Annotated in this window: 14 protein-coding genes and 1 pseudogene; 7 read left to right on the plus strand and 8 right to left on the minus strand. The window is 59.6% G+C overall.

Translation table 11 applies throughout. From position 1 onward, the window contains the following. Window positions 1-407 precede the first annotated feature (407 nt). Both DGA31_RS07925 and DGA31_RS07930 read right to left on the minus strand, forming a co-directional pair. Entirely contained in the window at window positions 408-1058 is a 651-nt protein-coding gene (locus DGA31_RS07925) for a hypothetical protein (RefSeq protein WP_109512163.1), read from the minus strand. Between the two features lie 138 nt (window positions 1059-1196). Beyond that, window positions 1197-1817: a tyrosine-type recombinase/integrase gene (locus DGA31_RS07930; RefSeq protein WP_056841241.1), complete on the minus strand. Its 621-nt coding sequence runs from the start codon at window positions 1815-1817 to the stop codon at window positions 1197-1199. Window positions 1818-2128: 311 nt separating this feature from the next. Here DGA31_RS07930 and DGA31_RS07935 point away from each other — a divergent pair, with 311 nt between their 5' ends. Together DGA31_RS07935 and DGA31_RS07940 are read left to right on the plus strand one after the other, a co-directional pair. Further along, the gene (locus tag DGA31_RS07935; protein WP_109512164.1) at window positions 2129-2605 is read left to right on the plus strand and encodes a hypothetical protein; all 477 of its coding nucleotides are present in this window, start codon (window positions 2129-2131) and stop codon (window positions 2603-2605) included. Window positions 2606-2899: 294 nt separating this feature from the next. After that, on the plus strand, window positions 2900-4309 hold the full coding sequence (locus DGA31_RS07940; protein WP_241509548.1) for a hypothetical protein: 1410 nt from the start codon (window positions 2900-2902) through the stop codon (window positions 4307-4309). A gap of 70 nt (window positions 4310-4379) precedes the next feature. Here DGA31_RS07940 and DGA31_RS29560 read toward each other — a convergent pair whose 3' ends face one another. From DGA31_RS29560 to DGA31_RS07950, 3 genes and pseudogenes are all read right to left on the minus strand, one after another. After that, on the minus strand, window positions 4380-4727 hold the full coding sequence (locus DGA31_RS29560; protein ID WP_152035004.1) for a hypothetical protein: 348 nt from the start codon (window positions 4725-4727) through the stop codon (window positions 4380-4382). A 270-nt stretch (window positions 4728-4997) separates the two neighbouring features. Beyond that, a pseudogene (locus DGA31_RS30655) lies at window positions 4998-5153 on the minus strand (hypothetical protein); the annotation flags it as partial. 472 nt (window positions 5154-5625) lie between these two features. Continuing rightward, window positions 5626-6519 (minus strand): LysR family transcriptional regulator, encoded by an 894-nt coding sequence (locus DGA31_RS07950; protein ID WP_109512236.1) that lies wholly within the window; start codon window positions 6517-6519, stop codon window positions 5626-5628. A gap of 94 nt (window positions 6520-6613) precedes the next feature. On the opposite strand from DGA31_RS07950, the gene DGA31_RS07955 reads away from it, so the two are divergent. Continuing rightward, entirely contained in the window at window positions 6614-7780 is a 1167-nt protein-coding gene (locus DGA31_RS07955; protein WP_109512166.1) for an MFS transporter, read from the plus strand. Between the two features lie 138 nt (window positions 7781-7918). After that, window positions 7919-8461, plus strand: a complete 543-nt coding sequence (locus DGA31_RS07960; protein ID WP_241509549.1) for a demethoxyubiquinone hydroxylase family protein — start codon at window positions 7919-7921, stop codon at window positions 8459-8461. A 118-nt stretch (window positions 8462-8579) separates the two neighbouring features. Here the strand turns inward: DGA31_RS07960 and DGA31_RS07965 are convergent, their stop codons facing one another. After that, a complete protein-coding gene (locus DGA31_RS07965; RefSeq protein WP_056841236.1) occupies window positions 8580-9446 on the minus strand; it encodes a LysR family transcriptional regulator in 867 nt (288 codons plus the stop codon). A gap of 99 nt (window positions 9447-9545) precedes the next feature. On the opposite strand from DGA31_RS07965, the gene DGA31_RS07970 reads away from it, so the two are divergent. From DGA31_RS07970 to DGA31_RS07980, 3 genes are all read left to right on the plus strand, one after another. After that, on the plus strand, window positions 9546-10898 hold the full coding sequence (locus tag DGA31_RS07970; RefSeq protein ID WP_109512167.1) for an acyclic terpene utilization AtuA family protein: 1353 nt from the start codon (window positions 9546-9548) through the stop codon (window positions 10896-10898). After that, on the plus strand, window positions 10898-11227 hold the full coding sequence (locus tag DGA31_RS07975; protein WP_177339479.1) for an AtuA-related protein: 330 nt from the start codon (window positions 10898-10900) through the stop codon (window positions 11225-11227). Before DGA31_RS07970 ends, DGA31_RS07975 begins: the two co-directional genes overlap by 1 nt. Window positions 11228-11290: 63 nt before the next feature. Continuing rightward, window positions 11291-12595, plus strand: a complete 1305-nt coding sequence (locus DGA31_RS07980) for a CitMHS family transporter (RefSeq protein ID WP_109512168.1) — start codon at window positions 11291-11293, stop codon at window positions 12593-12595. Window positions 12596-12691: 96 nt separating this feature from the next. Here DGA31_RS07980 and DGA31_RS07985 read toward each other — a convergent pair whose 3' ends face one another. Continuing rightward, complete coding sequence (locus tag DGA31_RS07985) at window positions 12692-12937, minus strand: hypothetical protein (protein WP_056841232.1); 246 nt, start codon at window positions 12935-12937, stop codon at window positions 12692-12694. A 178-nt stretch (window positions 12938-13115) separates the two neighbouring features. Beyond that, the gene (locus DGA31_RS07990; protein ID WP_109512169.1) at window positions 13116-14114 is read right to left on the minus strand and encodes a 2-hydroxyacid dehydrogenase; all 999 of its coding nucleotides are present in this window, start codon (window positions 14112-14114) and stop codon (window positions 13116-13118) included. Window positions 14115-14235 lie beyond the last annotated feature (121 nt).

Consider the following 14235-nt stretch of genomic DNA (forward strand, 5'->3'; position numbering starts at 1 on the left):
CAGAACGCCTGCCTGGAATAGCCGTCGGTCTGTAAGCATCGGCCGAAGGGCCCTGCTTTACCCTGGGTGTCTTCGCAGAGCGGTCTCGCCTTTGTTGAACCCGCAACGCGGAAGGCGCCCAGGGGGTGCTGTTGGTCGATGGCTGCCTTTAGCAAAAAGCTGCTATCGACCCAGGTTGTGTGAAACGGATTTGTCAGCACTTTGGAAGGTGCCGCAGATGATGTTCCCTCCTGCCATATCGTTCCCTATCGTGGCTTCGAAGCTTGGATTAGGCCGCTCGCGCTTACGTGTCTAACGTCGATTTTTTGCTGGTCTACGCCCGTTGCGAGCGACCAATTAATCCAAGGTTTGATGAACAATCCTGCGATTCTTTGACCTTATGGTGGTCGAGCTCGCGACGGGACCTTTCAATCATTTCTTACCTGTTTGAGCCAATTCCAGAAAGGATCACTGGATTCATGCGCGTCCATGCTTGTTGTGCTTGAGATGATATCTGATGCGCGCGCCGGGACGCTGAGGCCAAGCGTGCGCTCCACGTACGCCCGCAATGCCCGAGGTGGTGCTGGGTAGTCATCCTCTGCGTATTGCTGCTCGCGCAGTTCGGCCGGTGTTCTCGTAAACTCCTCTGGCCAGCAGTGCTCGTTGTAACCAATAGCCAGTAAGCGAAGCAGGTCTTGCGTGCTATTGGTCAAGACGCAGAGCATGACTGATCCCGAGCCCGAGCCAAGATGGACGATTCGCTGCTGATCGTGGTCGTCCAGCCACAACCCTGCCCACGATCCATCGCCACCCGTCCTGAGGAATATTGATAGCCGCTCGTTTACTCTGGGATCTTCGCAGGCCGTCCATTGAGCAGTATCGGCGGAGTCCGGAACGTGAAAGGCGGTGATAGCGCTGTTGTTGTATTCAGGTTCGGGATGCAACGTCATGTAGCGGCCCCCGGTCCTATAGTGGCGGACGCAGCCTAGGGCTTCCAGGAATTCCATGGCCTGTCGTAATACTGGAGGTACCGGATTGCTTGCCGGGAAGGCGGCCACTAACTCGTCGGTGAAGTTCATGTCTTTCCTGACCATTGTCTTTAGCGATTACCGTGAATGAAGGTGGATTGCTAGGCCCGGAATAGATCGCCATGTGCCACCCAATGACCGCTTCTGGCCGGTTAGCGCCGGTCTGACTTCGACCGGCGCTACACATGGTTAAACCTCAGTCTGTTCCGCCATCTCCAAGGCGTCATCGACCTCAATCCCCAGATATCGAACAGTGCTCTCCAGCTTCGTATGGCCGAGCAGCAACTGAACCGCCCTCAGGTTCTTAGTCCTACGATAGATCAGTGATGCCTTTGTGCGTCTCATTGTGTGCGTGCCATACATGGCTGGATCAAGGCCAACGGCTTTCACCCAGCCTTTGACGATGCGAGCGTATTGACGTGTAGATAGATGGTCTGAAGTATGCAGCCGGCTAGGGAAAAGGTAGTCCTCGCTGCGTAACTGGGACCGATGTATCCAAGCCGCGAGAGCAGACCGTGTTTGCTCAGTGATTTCAAATTGCACAGGCCGCTGGGTTTTCTGCTGCATCACTATAGCTCGTGATGAGACGTGCTCACCATGAGCGACATCGCGCACGCGGAGCGTGGTTAAGTCGCAGGCTCGGAGCTTGCTATCGATGGCCAGATCGAAGAGAGCCAGATCTCGGGTTTTTTCCGCAATTTGAAGCCTTACTCGAATGGCCCAGATGTCTCTCAGTCGGAGTGGGGTTTTCTGCCCGACCAGTTTTCCTTTGTTCCAGGGCTGACGGATGCTGGTAGCAATGATGTGCATGACAAGTCCTCCACGTGTGGAAGGACAAGGATGGCTAGTCGGAGCAGCTGTCGCTAATCGGCCCATAGCGGACGTTCAAAAAGGGCAGCTAACGCCCCAAAGAGGACGGTCGCAACAAGCAGCTTTCGGGCAAAAGCTGCTGGCTATCTGAGAGAGCCGATCCCCGTCGACAACCGATACTGGAGAGGCGGCCATCCCCTCGCACGGTGCAAGCGAACTTCGGCACCAAGGTGACCGCAGCCAGCAGCACTTGACTAACACTAGTACGTCACACTAGTATGACACCATGTACATAAAACAGGTGCCTTGCCATGAAAGAACTTCTAAACGCTATCACTAAGCTCGAAGTCCTCACCCAGGACCAATACAGTCGCCGCTTTCCAGGTAAGACCACTGTTGGTGAAATTGTGCTCGGCATGGGAGATCTTGTGGAGGTCTTGCGCAAGGAGAATGGCCTAACGCGGGAAAAGATCTGCGAAATCGCAGACGTGTCTCCGGCTGGGCTCGATCGGTGGCGCAAAAACGGGTATGGCAGAAAAATAAACTGCGAAAAGCTCATTGACTATTGCGAGCAAAAAGTGCGCCCACTCAAAATCAACAATGAGGCTGTCATTTCTCCTAATGCCAGCGTGGCTGAAAGCCTGCGCTCGTGCAGTCCGGCGCAATTGGAGAAAGTTATTCAGGAGGCGTTGCAGTTAAGTCTCGGATTCCCCAATTCGCTCGTATGCACCATGGTAAAAATGGAAGCCGGCAGCGATGGTCACCGGCTTGAAATCCTAGTGCGCTAATCTTGTGCGAATCGCGCCAGAGCTTCATTACCAAATTATTGAGCACCTGGCCATTAGCAGCTCTTTTCGAAGTGTTCCAATGAGCCGATAGCTGTCCTCTGCAATGGGGCATCCGCGACCCACTCCTACCGAGTCATTGCGGCCATTCGAAGATGTCCGGCCAAAAGCGGACGTTTCAAGAGAGTATAGGTCTCTAATACATCAAAGCCAATTCAATCATGCAGCTGCGCGCGGCGATCAAATCAACTCGGCTCCAGCTCTATCACCGAGCCCGTAAAAAATTGTAGGAATGCAATGGACTCCTTTCTTAATGCAACACTGGGTACGTTTTTCACCCCTCGGATGGAAGTGCGCCTTTTCGATAAGGTGGAGAAATTTACAGCGGAAGCCGCAACGACCGGGAGCGTACTGACATATTTCCATGAACACGTCCATTACTTCCAGACACTGTTCACAGGTTACGGCCACATTCAATGGAGTAGCTATAGGCAGGCTTCCGGCTTCATGCGTCGTAAATGGGAAGAGATGTGGCCCGTCATGGGCGGGCCGAGGATTCCCCTAGCCAACTGCAATACGAGACTGGACGTACATCAGTACGCTCGCTACCTCTACCTAGTGTTCTCGGAGCAGAATAAGATGAGCCAAGCTCGGTTCATCACTATCCCCGGTGCTAAGACAGTTGACGCTTTGAAACTGACACTTATCGAGCAACCGTGGAAAATTAACCCTGAGATCGCGACAGCCCAGGGACCACGAGAGCTGTGTACCAAGGACATATTGGAAGGCCACGCCTTTTTCCTTGAACGCTCTTTCGGAAATCAGATCCTCTCAATGCCGCAGGACGTCGCATGGGACAGATCAGATGTTTCTGATGTTTACACCGCGGCATACGATTGGTTTGTGGGGCGTTGCGGAGAGTCCGCCCGCGAGCTATTCCCTATTCTGTGCGATCTTTCTTTGCAGATAAGTTGGGAGCCATTGATCCCTTCTACAGTTGAGGAATGGCAGGCATCGAACCCCTCATGGCGTTTCTATTCGCTAACCGAGGCGTTAGCAGCTGCGCCAGAGATCATCATGGATATGGACGGGGGGTGGCAAAAACGCTATGTGGCATTCTGCGATCACTTGCTAGAAACCTGCCAATTTAAAGGGCTCAATCAGATTCTTTCCGAACGACTGCAAGCACTCATCAATCTTGAGCGACATCCTGGTATCTCGCCTGTGCAGCGCATCATGAAGAAAGCTTTGGAACTCAGAATCGAACAACCTTGGATGTCGGCTTACCCAACCCGAACCCAAGATGAACTCATGAAGCTATTTAACGAGTTTCGCATTCCGGCGGTTCTAGTTGATGGGCGTTATCAATCACAATCATTGTTAAACGACGACATGGTCACAGAGCTGATCGGAGAGCTGCACTACCAAGCGTTTAATGATCAGTTGCTCGGCAACCCCTCTGCGTTCGCACGCGACACCAACAGCATCGAATGTGGTTTCTCGAAATTTGGGGTTCACAACGGATGCCCCTTCCAGGTGAGCGGAGAATGCATTGGACGGTTTGATCCTAGGGAGGGTCTACCAATACCTCTGTCACATGATGCTGCTGGGAACATTGACGGATGTACGTTTGGAGCGCAATTCCAATACTCAGGAATCCGCGTTGAAGATCTGCAAGTGGACTATGGCGCGCGGTTTGGCACTTAAATTCGGTGCCTCAGGGAAATCAGCGAAGGTCGCCTCAGTAGGCGACCCTTTTCTTTGGTTTAAATCGGCGTCAGCCAGTACGAGCCTGCGGCGAAGACAAGTCGCTGGTCAGCGCAGGTTGAAGACGCAGTGCCATATGTTTGGCGCAGCGGCCATCGACCAGCTCAGTAGGGGCGTACACCGGAGTCATTTCACAAAATGCGGCGCCTGCATGTACTAGCAGCGACTCATCGTCGCAGGCGCTGCACAGCACAAGTCCCGCAAGGCGAGCGCATTCGGCGCAGACGACGATATGCTCGATCGGATCGTGATCGTGCGTATGCGAAACCTCAATGTGTGTAGCGTGATGATCCCAAGAGTGGGCACAGCGTATGGTGGCGGCTGATTCGTACTCAGCCGAAGTAATGCGGGTAGTCATGATTGACCCTTCCTCTAAAAAAAGATGTCGGACGTCTTTTTGAAGCGGCGGGTGTTACCGGAGCCTATGTCGGAAGTCACTGAGTTCTGGACCGTAGGCGAAGAGAGGTATTCGGTTGCAAGCGATCTCAGCAGCTTTACTGAGACTCATGAAGGTGAGGGCAGCTAATTGTAGGCGATTGATGGCAATGGCTGCTGAAAGGCGGTGCGCAAAGCTTGTGAAAAGCGACATCCCTCTATGCGATAACTCACGGAGAGTCTTCACTGCTTCGCTGTCAGGCAGCGCTCTACCTATGATTACGCTCATCGCGTAATCCAGATAGCTTTGCTTAAGCTCGTCCTCGATATTGACTGGGAGGATTTCGTAGCGGAGGCCTTCGAGTCCTACGTGATTGTTAGCCTCTACCGCAACATGCGCTTCGTCGATCAGCCGACTGATCCTGTCTTCATGAACATGCGCTTCCAGCAGCGCAATCTCGCGAGCTACCTCCTTTTCGCCCCAGGACTCAGCCGGAGAAGCATAAGCGCTCTCCTCTAGGGCTGTGGTGTTGGGTTTAGGGCGGTTCATGGTTACGTCTACCTATGGTAGGTGGTGTCGCAGCTCATGCTGCTGCCTCCAATATATGCTCCATAGAGAGGCCAATTCAACCCATTAAATTGCTGCTTCTAGCCGTCAGGTGCCCTTCCTGAAGGTCAGCAGTGGGTCGAATCCAGTCGTTCAACGACACCCAGCCTGCTCGTCAAGTCGAATTCAAACGGACGGTCAAGTCCGCGCAGTGATGTATCAAGAGACAGGAAAAGCTCTCTGGTAGTTGAATCGGTGCGCAAGCCAGTAGCGGTAGCCTGAACGCGCTCACGCTGTTTACCTCCCCCCACCCCCGGCACCGTCAACATCCCCCCTACATCCGATGATGTTCCAGCAAGAAATCCACAAACAATCGCACCCGCGCCGGCATTGCCGCGCCGCCGACGAACACGGCATGAATCGGTTCCCGGTCCCCGGGGTTCCAGGCGTCCAGCAGCGGGATCAGGTCACCACGTTGCAGATCCTCGCTCACGCTGAACTCACCAATGCGTGCAATGCCGGCCCCGGCTCGCGCCAGTTGTGCCAGTGCTTCACCACTGCTGCATTCGATATTGCCGCTGACCTTGAGGGAAAATTCTTTTCCATCGCGGATGAACGGCCAGTTGGGTTCGGCACGCCGGAAGTTGAAGCGCAGGCAGTTGTGCTGTAGCAGGTCTTGCGGTTCCTGGGGGGTGCCGTGGCGCTGCAGGTACGCGGGCGATGCCACCACGACCTGGCCGGTTTCGCCGATCCTGCGTGCGGTCAGCGGGCTGTCGGGCAGATGGCCAAAGCGGACGGCGACGTCGGCCTGCCCGCCGAGAATGTCGACCACTTCGTCGCCGAGGCTGAGGTCGACGACGATGTTCGGGTAGCGGACGCTGAATGCTGCAACCAAGGGCACGATGGCCAGCCGGCCATGGCCAAGGGCGGCACTGACCCGCAATCGCCCCCTGGGTACGCCCTGGTCGGCGATGGCTTCTTCGACCTCGTCCATGTCGGCCAGGATACGCCGGGCGCCACGCAGGAACGCTTCGCCCTCGGCCGTGAAGGTGATCGCCCGGGTGGTGCGCAGCAGCAGGCGGGTGCCAAGGCGTTGCTCGGTGCGCGCGATGATCCGACTGACTGCCGAGGGTGTCAGGCCCAGTGCCCGTGCGGCGGCCGACAGGCTGCCTTCCTGCGCCACGGTGGTGAACACACTCATTTCACCTGACCTGCCGTTGAAATCCACTTGTGCCTCCTGCGCAAAGGTGATTGCCAAAAATCCCATCTACCGCCTGAAAAGCCTGGATCGTAGCATTGGCGGCATAGATAAGGAGCCTTCCATGCGTATCAACCCACCACTTGTCGCGCTCGCCATCGGTGCCTTTGGCATCGGCGTCACAGAATTCGCCCCCATGGGCATGTTGCCGGGTATCGCGGCGGATCTGGGCGTTTCCATTCCCGCCGCCGGTTTGCTGGTCAGTGCTTATGCGCTGGGCGTCTTGCTCGGCGCACCGCTGATGACCCTGACCACCGGCAGGATTCCCCGGCGCTATCTGCTGATCGGGCTTATGGCGATTTTCACCCTGGGTAATCTGATGTCGGCCCTGGCCACCGATTACTACAGCCTCATGGTCGCCAGGGTGGTGACCTCACTGAACCATGGTGCATTTTTTGGCGTCGGCTCTATCGTCGCCGCCAGCGTGGTCGCCCCGGAGAAGCGTGCCGGGGCGGTGGCGGCGATGTTCATGGGCCTGACCCTGGCGACCATCGGCGGTGTGCCGATGGCCACCTGGTTTGGCGAGCTATTTGGTTGGCGCACCGCTTTCTGGGGCATTACCGGCCTCGGCGCGATCACCATGGCCGCGTTGTGGTTCGCCCTGCCTGACCTGAAGACGCCGCAAAGCGTCGGTGTAATGGCCGAAATCCGGGTCCTGGGGCGTGGTCCGGTGCTGGGCGCGCTGGCGCTGACCGTCGTTGGATCGAGCGCAATGTTTACCGTTTTCACCTATATCGCGCCGATCCTCAGCAGCGAAACCAGTAGCTCCACCGTCTACATCACCGCCATGCTGATGCTTTTTGGTGTGGGGTTGACGCTGGGCAATATGTGGGGCGGCAAGGCCGCCGACCGCTCGATAGATCGCACCTTGATCGTCTCGCTAAGCGTGCTGATTCTCGTCTTGCTGGCGTTCACCCTGCTGATGCAGTGGAGGCTGCCGGCGGCGCTGGCCATCCTGATCTGGGGTATCGCCAGTTTCGCCCTGGTGCCGCCGCTGCAGATGCGCGTCATGGAAGCAGCAAAGGACGCGCCCAATCTTGCCTCGGCGGTGAACATTGGCGCGTTCAATCTTGGCAACGCGATGGGTGCTGCGCTGGGCGGAGCGGTAATCAACGCGGGACTGGGTTATCCGGCAATTTCCCTGGCCGGCGCGGCGATGGCTGCGCTGGGGCTGCTGATGGTATTGGCTTATGCCTGGCGCGCCAGAGCGATGGGAGCCGCAGTGGTGTGACGCAGGCGAGGGGCGGCAATCGGTCCAGGCCGTGTAACAACGACTGCGCTTGCGTCTTGGCTTGTTGCTGAAGCACGATGCCGGTTTCCCTGGCAAGGACAGGCCGATGACCAAGCCCCTCGAACAAGAAAGCCCAACGTGAGTTCAGCGCATTTCACGGCCAAGAGCGAAGACCTGGGCAACCGCATGATGAAGGTTGACCATGCAGGCGAGCATGGCGCGATCTGTATCTATAGCGGACAGTTGTTCATGGCCCGGCTTTTCGTCCCGGGCATGGTGAATGAGCTCAAGGAATTCCTCTCCCACGAGCGTCGTCATCGAGCGGTTTTTCAGGAGGAACTGCAACGCCGCAATCATCCCCGCTGCCGTAGTTATTGGTTGTGTGGCATCGGCGGGCTGGCGTTGGGGCTGCTGACTGGCCTCTGTGGCCGCAAAGCCATTGTCGCGACGACCGTCGCGGTTGAAAGTGTGGTGCTCAGGCACCTGGCGCATCAACTTGAGGTGCTGGCCACCACCGACCGCCCTGCGGTAGCGGCCATTACTTCGATTGTGGCGGAGGAGCAGCACCACCATGATCACTCAGCAGCGCAGATTGATGTGCGCGATCCCTGGTTCAGGATATTGGCGCCCATCGTGACGGCATGGACGGAGGCGGTCATCTGGATGGGGATGCGCTCTTAGACAGGGCACGCTGTCGGTCTGATCGATACTCACAAAGCCACGCTTGCACGCCCGTTTGCTCATTTTCCGCTCAATCCCTTGAGTTCGGCGGCCTCGCTAAAGGAAAGGTGATCCAGGGTCACCGCCCCCACCACCCCCGCAAACACACCATAAACGCCGCCATCGACGGCGAGCGCGACACCGGGCGTGTCTCCAGCAATCCGATCACCCGTCGATCAGGCTGCTTTACCGGCAGCGTAATGCACCGTTCGATATTGAACACCGACGTGCAACTGGCCGGCAGCAGGGAAAAACCCAGCCCTTCACGCACCAGGGCAACCGCCGAGCTCATGTGTGCCACTTCCCAGACCGGCGTCGTGTCCACGCCCAGGTGCCTGAGAGCGTTGTCGGCCAGCGGACGGATGCTGGTGTCCTTGGTCAGGGCGATATAGGGCAGCGACTGCCATTGTTCATGCACGTCTTTACCCTGGCGCACCAGCAGCACCAGGTCGTCGTCCAGCAGCGGTTCGAAATCGATGCCGGCCACGCCGTGCGGTGACGAGCTGATGCCGGCGTCGACGTCACCGTTCTGCACCCACGCCAGCACTTCGCCGGCGCGGCCGTCGCGCAGGCGGACTTCGACGCCCGGATGGACCTGCGTGAAGGCGGCGATCACCTGGGGCAGGAACGAGGCGGCCACGGTCGGCAGTGCCGCCAGGCGGATGATGCCGCGGGTCAGGGCCACGGTTTCGCGGGCATCGCGCACGGCATCTTCCATGTTCTGCAGCATGCGCCGTGCCTGTGGCAGGAAGTGCTGGCCGGCCGCGGTCAGCTCGACCACGCGGGTGTTGCGCGCCAGCAACTGCAAGCCCAGCGCCTCTTCCAGCTTGCGGATGGTGTAGCTCAAGGCGGGCTGGGACAGGTGCACCAGCTCCGAGGCGCGGGTAAAGCTGGCGCTTTCGGCAACCCATACAAAGGCCTGCAATTGCCGGAAGGAGACGTTCATGCGCGACCTATAAAAGAAATGGATTAATTGTTCAGACCTTTCGAATACTAAAAATAATACGCCGGCGCCATCATGGCTACAGACTTACTGGAGCACCTGATGACAAAAACAATTCACATCGGCTGCGGCGCCGGCTTTGCCAATGATCGGCCTGATGCCGCCTTGCGCCTGGCTCAGGACCTGGCACGCCTGCCGGGTCAGCGTTACCTGATGCTCGAGCTGCTGGCCGAGCGCACCCTGGCCGAGGCGCAATTGCGCAAGCGCAGCGATGCGCAGGCGGGCTATTCGGAGCGGCTGTTCGACTTTCTCGAACCGATGCTCGACCTGTGCCTGGAGCACCGGATCCCGATCATCACCAACGGCGGCGCGGCCAACCCGCAGGCGGCGGCGCAGCGCCTGCGCACGCTGCTCGATGGCGGCACGCGCCCGGCACGCATCGCCTGCGTACTGGGCGATGACCTGCTGCCCGCCGACCCGGCCTCACTGCAGGCCTGGTTGCCGGCCGATCTGCCTGTCGAGCGGCAGGTGTCGATCAACGTCTACACCGGCGCCGACGGCATTGCCCAGGCGCTGGCCGAGGGTGCCGATGTGGTGATCTGTGGCCGGGTCGCCGATCCGTCGCTGGCCGTGGGGCCTGCGCGCCACGGGCTGGGCTGGGCCGCCGATGACTGGCAGAAGATCGCCATCGCCACCGCCGCCGGGCACCTGCTCGAATGCTGCACGCAAGTCACCGGTGGCTACTTTGCCCATCCGGGCATCAAGGACGTACCGGACCTGGCCAACCTCGGTTGCCCGATTGCCGAACTGAGCGAAGACGGCCGCCTGGTCATGACCAAGACCCGCGACAGCGGCGGCCTGGTGACCGAGCGCACGGTCAAGGAACAGCTGCTGTATGAGGTTCACGATCCACGCGCGTACCTGACCCCCGACGTGCTGCTCGACCTGGGTGAAGCCTGCGTCAGCCAGGTGGGTCCGGACCGGGTGGCAATCACCGGTATTCAGGGTCATCCGCAACCGGCGCAGCTCAAGGGCCTGGTCGGCCTGCGCGGGTTGTGGTTCGGTGAAGCCGAGATTTCCTATGCCGGTCCCGGCGCGCTCCAGCGTGCGGCCCTGGCGCGTGAAATCCTCCTGCAGCGGTTCGAGACGCTGGCACCGCAGGTGCGTCCCTGGATCGACCTGTCAGGGGTTGCCAGCCTGTTCAACGACAGCCGCGGCGAGTACCTCACCCAGCGCCTGGCCCACGCCGCCGACCTGGAAGACGTGCGCGTACGGGTCGGCTTGATCAACCCGGATCGGGCGCTGGTGAACACCCTGCTGGCCGAAGTCGAGTCGCTGTACACCAATGGCCCTGCTGGCGGCGGCGGCGTGCGCCGGCACCTCAGCGAAAGCATCACCACCCAGGGCTTTCTGATCGCGCGTGGTGAAATCCAAACCCGTCTGGAGTGGTACTGATGACTGCACTCGTGACGCTTGCCGACTACGCCCACGCCCGCGCCGGCGACAAGGGCAATATTCTGAGCATTGCCGTATTCCCGCTCGACGAGGCGCATTACGCCTGGCTGGCCCGTGAAGTCACCGCCGAACGGGTGGCCGAGCACTTCGCCAGCCGGCGTCCCGACAGCGTGAAGCGCTACACGCTGGACACCCTCAAGGCGCTGAACTTCGTGCTGGAAAACGCCCTGGAAGGCGGGGTCAACCAGAGCCCCGGCCTGGACCGCCACGGCAAGAGCCTGAGCTACCTGCTGCTGTCGATGCGTGTACCCGCGCCGCCTGCCCGTTAGCACCGGGCTGACAGATAGAGCCCTTGATCGCCCCGACAATAAAAACAAGCTGAGGCAAGACCTATGATCACCCTGCTGGGTTTCATCATGATGCTGGGCATCATTGCCCTGATTCTGCTGCGCCGGATCAGTCCGGTGGTGGCCTTCAGTACCATTCCGGTTGCCATCTGCCTGGTGGCCGGCTTTTCGCCGCAGCAGATTGGCGAGTTCATCAAGAGCGGGCTGCTGACCGTCGCCCCCACCGCGGCGCTGTTTCTGTTTGCCATTCTGTACTTCGGCATCATGCGCGACCGTGGCCTGTTCGATCCGCTGGTCAACTTTCTGATCCGCAGCACCGGCGGCCGCCCCCTGGCCGTCGCGCTGGTCACCGTGCTGGCAACGGCCGTGGTGCATCTGGACGGTGTCGGCGCGGCTACCTTTCTGCTGACGATTCCGGCCCTGCTGCCGCTGTATCGCCGCGTGAACATGAGCCCGCTGTTGCTGCTCTGCCTGGTGGGCACCACCGCCGGGGTCATGAACATGGTGCCTTGGGGCGGGACCACGGCCCGTGCCGCCGCCGTCTCGGGGCTCGACGCCACTCAGTTGTGGCTGGGCCTGATCCCGGTGCAGGTGGTCGGGCTGGCGTGCATGCTGCTGATTGCCGGCGTGCTGGGCCTGCGTGCACAACGCCGGCAGGCACGCTCGCTCAGTGCGGCGGCCACCGTCGATTTCGAGGCCACGCACACCGATCCCAGGGAGTACGCGCTGTCGCCGACAACGCTGCGCTACTGGCTCAATGTCGGCCTGACCGTGGCGATCCTGGCGTGCCTGTTCACCGGTATCTTTCCCTTGTACGCCTGCTTTATCGTCGGCCTGGGCATTGCCCTGCCGCTGAATTTTTCGCTGGATGTGCAGGCTGAACGGCTCAAGGCACACGCCTGGGATGCGCTGCAGATGGTCATGGTGATGATGGCCGCCGCCGTGCTGCTGGGCGTGTTGTCAGGCGCGAAGATGTCCGACGGCATGGCCCTGGCGCTGATCGATGTGCTGCCGGCAGGGTCGGCGCAATACCTGCACGTAATCGTCGGTGCCTTCGGCGTACCGCTGGGAATGATCTTCTCGCCCGACGCCTATTACTTTGCCTTGTTGCCGGTGATCCGCGACGTGGCCATGGCGGCCGGCGTGCCCCTGGAGTCGGTGGCACGGGCCATGCTGATCGGTGAGAACACCGGCTTTTCGATCAGCCCCGTGGTGCCCAGCGTGTACCTCGCCTTGGCCCTGGCCGGGGTGGAACTGCGCAAGCACATCGCCTTTACCTTTTTCTGGGCCTGGGGCGCCAGCCTGGTGATGCTGGTATTTGCGGTGATGATCGGCGTGATTCAGGTCTGAGCCCTGGCTTCAGCGAACCGGGCGGCTGGCCCAACGTAACCTGCCAGCCGCCTGGGTGCCGCGCACTTGTGCTGCGCAGCAAACACTGCCCCCCTGCTACTGGACGTCTACGCGCTTGGCCTCATCGACGCCGGCACTGGTCAGCTTGATCGGAAACTCCAGGGTCGAACTGTGCGGGTCGACCGGAGTACCGTGAATGAAGTTCTCATGCTGGAAACGTCTTATCACCTCCACTACCGCCTTTTCGCCACGGTAGTTATCCAGGATCTCCTTGCCCAGGCCATTGGGGTGGGCATGCAGCAGGCGGGTCAGTACTTCGCGTTCCAGTTCCTGATGTTCCATACGTACCTCTTGCGCTTATGGGTTATGCGTTGGAAATGCCATAAGCGCCCGAGTGCAGCACAGCAGACGAACGGTCATCAATCGACCGTGACAGACCGGGCAGGTAGCAGGAAAGGTGCAAGTCCCGCAGCGCTTCAAGAGGCTGACTGGCCAGAGAATCCGACGCTTTTTACAACCGTCAGGCCAGCCGGTTCTCACACGCCACACGCTCTGTAAAGCAGCGCAGGTTTTCCAGCGTTACCTGCGCAATCTGCTCCAGTGCCTCGCGGGTGAAAAACCCCTGGTGTCCGGTGATCAGCACGTTGGAAAAGGTGGTCAGGCGCAGGAACACTTCGTCGTCGATGTGATCACCCGAGCGGTCCTGGAAGAACAGCTGGCTCTCCTGTTCGTAGACGTCGATGGCCAGAGCGCCGAGTTGCCGGGACTTGAGTGCTTCGATCACCGCCAGGGTGTCGATCAGTGCGCCGCGTGAGGTGTTGACCAGCATGGCGCCGGGTTTCATCTGTGCCAGGGTTTCGTGGCGGATCAGATGGCGGGTGCTGTCGAGCAGCGGGCAATGCAGGCTGACGATGTCCGCCACGGGCAGCAGTTGCTCCAGCGTCACGTACTCGCCCAGTGCCTTGAAGGCCTCGGTCTGAAACGGGTCGAACCCCAGCACCCGGCAACCGAAGCCCTTGAAGATGCGCGCGGTGGCCAGGCCGATCTGTCCGGTGCCGATGATCCCTACGGTCTTGCCATGCAGATTGAAACCCAGCAGCCCGTCGAGCATGAAGTTGCCTTCACGCACACGGTTATAGGCGCGGTGGGTGTGGCGGTTGAGGGTCATCACCAGTGCCAGAGTGTGCTCGGCCACAGCCTCGGGTGAATAACCCGGCACCCGGGCGACGAAAAGGTCCAGGCGCTTGGCCGCGTCCAGGTCGACGTTATTGAAACCGGCGCAGCGCAGCAGGATCGCGCTGACGCCATAGCCCTTGAGCGTGGCCAGCACACCGGCATCGAGCTGGTCGTTGACGAAGACACAGATGGCCTCGAAGCCTTGGGCCAGGGCAACGGTGTCGGCGCTCAGGGTCGGAGCCAGGTAAGTGAACTCAAGGCCCGCGTCGGCAAAATCCCGTTGCAGGGCCTGATCGAAAAAGCGCCGGTCGTAGGGCTGGGCGCTGAAGAAAGCAATTTTCATGAAACAACTCCAAAACTTTGTAGGAGCGCGCTTGCCCGCGACCGAGTGCGTAGCGCTCGCAAAATCTGCGAAACGCCACAATTTTACGGCTGTGAACACTTTCAAAATCTGCGAAACGCCA

Source organism: Pseudomonas ovata (assembly GCF_003131185.1).
Lineage (GTDB): Bacteria > Pseudomonadota > Gammaproteobacteria > Pseudomonadales > Pseudomonadaceae > Aquipseudomonas > Aquipseudomonas ovata.

What these genes read in the sequence shown, in the direction of transcription:
- DGA31_RS07925 (WP_109512163.1), bottom strand. Translation starts at nt 1,058, where the DNA reads ATGAACTTCACCGACGAGTTAGTGGCCGCCTTCCCGGCAAGCAATCCG.
- DGA31_RS07930 (WP_056841241.1), bottom strand. Translation starts at nt 1,817, where the DNA reads ATGCACATCATTGCTACCAGCATCCGTCAGCCCTGGAACAAAGGAAAA.
- DGA31_RS07935 (WP_109512164.1), top strand. Translation starts at nt 2,129, where the DNA reads ATGAAAGAACTTCTAAACGCTATCACTAAGCTCGAAGTCCTCACCCAG.
- DGA31_RS07940 (WP_241509548.1), top strand. Translation starts at nt 2,900, where the DNA reads ATGGACTCCTTTCTTAATGCAACACTGGGTACGTTTTTCACCCCTCGG.
- DGA31_RS29560 (WP_152035004.1), bottom strand. Translation starts at nt 4,727, where the DNA reads ATGACTACCCGCATTACTTCGGCTGAGTACGAATCAGCCGCCACCATA.
- DGA31_RS07955 (WP_109512166.1), top strand. Translation starts at nt 6,614, where the DNA reads ATGCGTATCAACCCACCACTTGTCGCGCTCGCCATCGGTGCCTTTGGC.
- DGA31_RS07965 (WP_056841236.1), bottom strand. Translation starts at nt 9,446, where the DNA reads ATGAACGTCTCCTTCCGGCAATTGCAGGCCTTTGTATGGGTTGCCGAA.
- DGA31_RS07970 (WP_109512167.1), top strand. Translation starts at nt 9,546, where the DNA reads ATGACAAAAACAATTCACATCGGCTGCGGCGCCGGCTTTGCCAATGAT.
- DGA31_RS07975 (WP_177339479.1), top strand. Translation starts at nt 10,898, where the DNA reads ATGACTGCACTCGTGACGCTTGCCGACTACGCCCACGCCCGCGCCGGC.
- DGA31_RS07980 (WP_109512168.1), top strand. Translation starts at nt 11,291, where the DNA reads ATGATCACCCTGCTGGGTTTCATCATGATGCTGGGCATCATTGCCCTG.
- DGA31_RS07985 (WP_056841232.1), bottom strand. Translation starts at nt 12,937, where the DNA reads ATGGAACATCAGGAACTGGAACGCGAAGTACTGACCCGCCTGCTGCAT.
- DGA31_RS07990 (WP_109512169.1), bottom strand. Translation starts at nt 14,114, where the DNA reads ATGAAAATTGCTTTCTTCAGCGCCCAGCCCTACGACCGGCGCTTTTTC.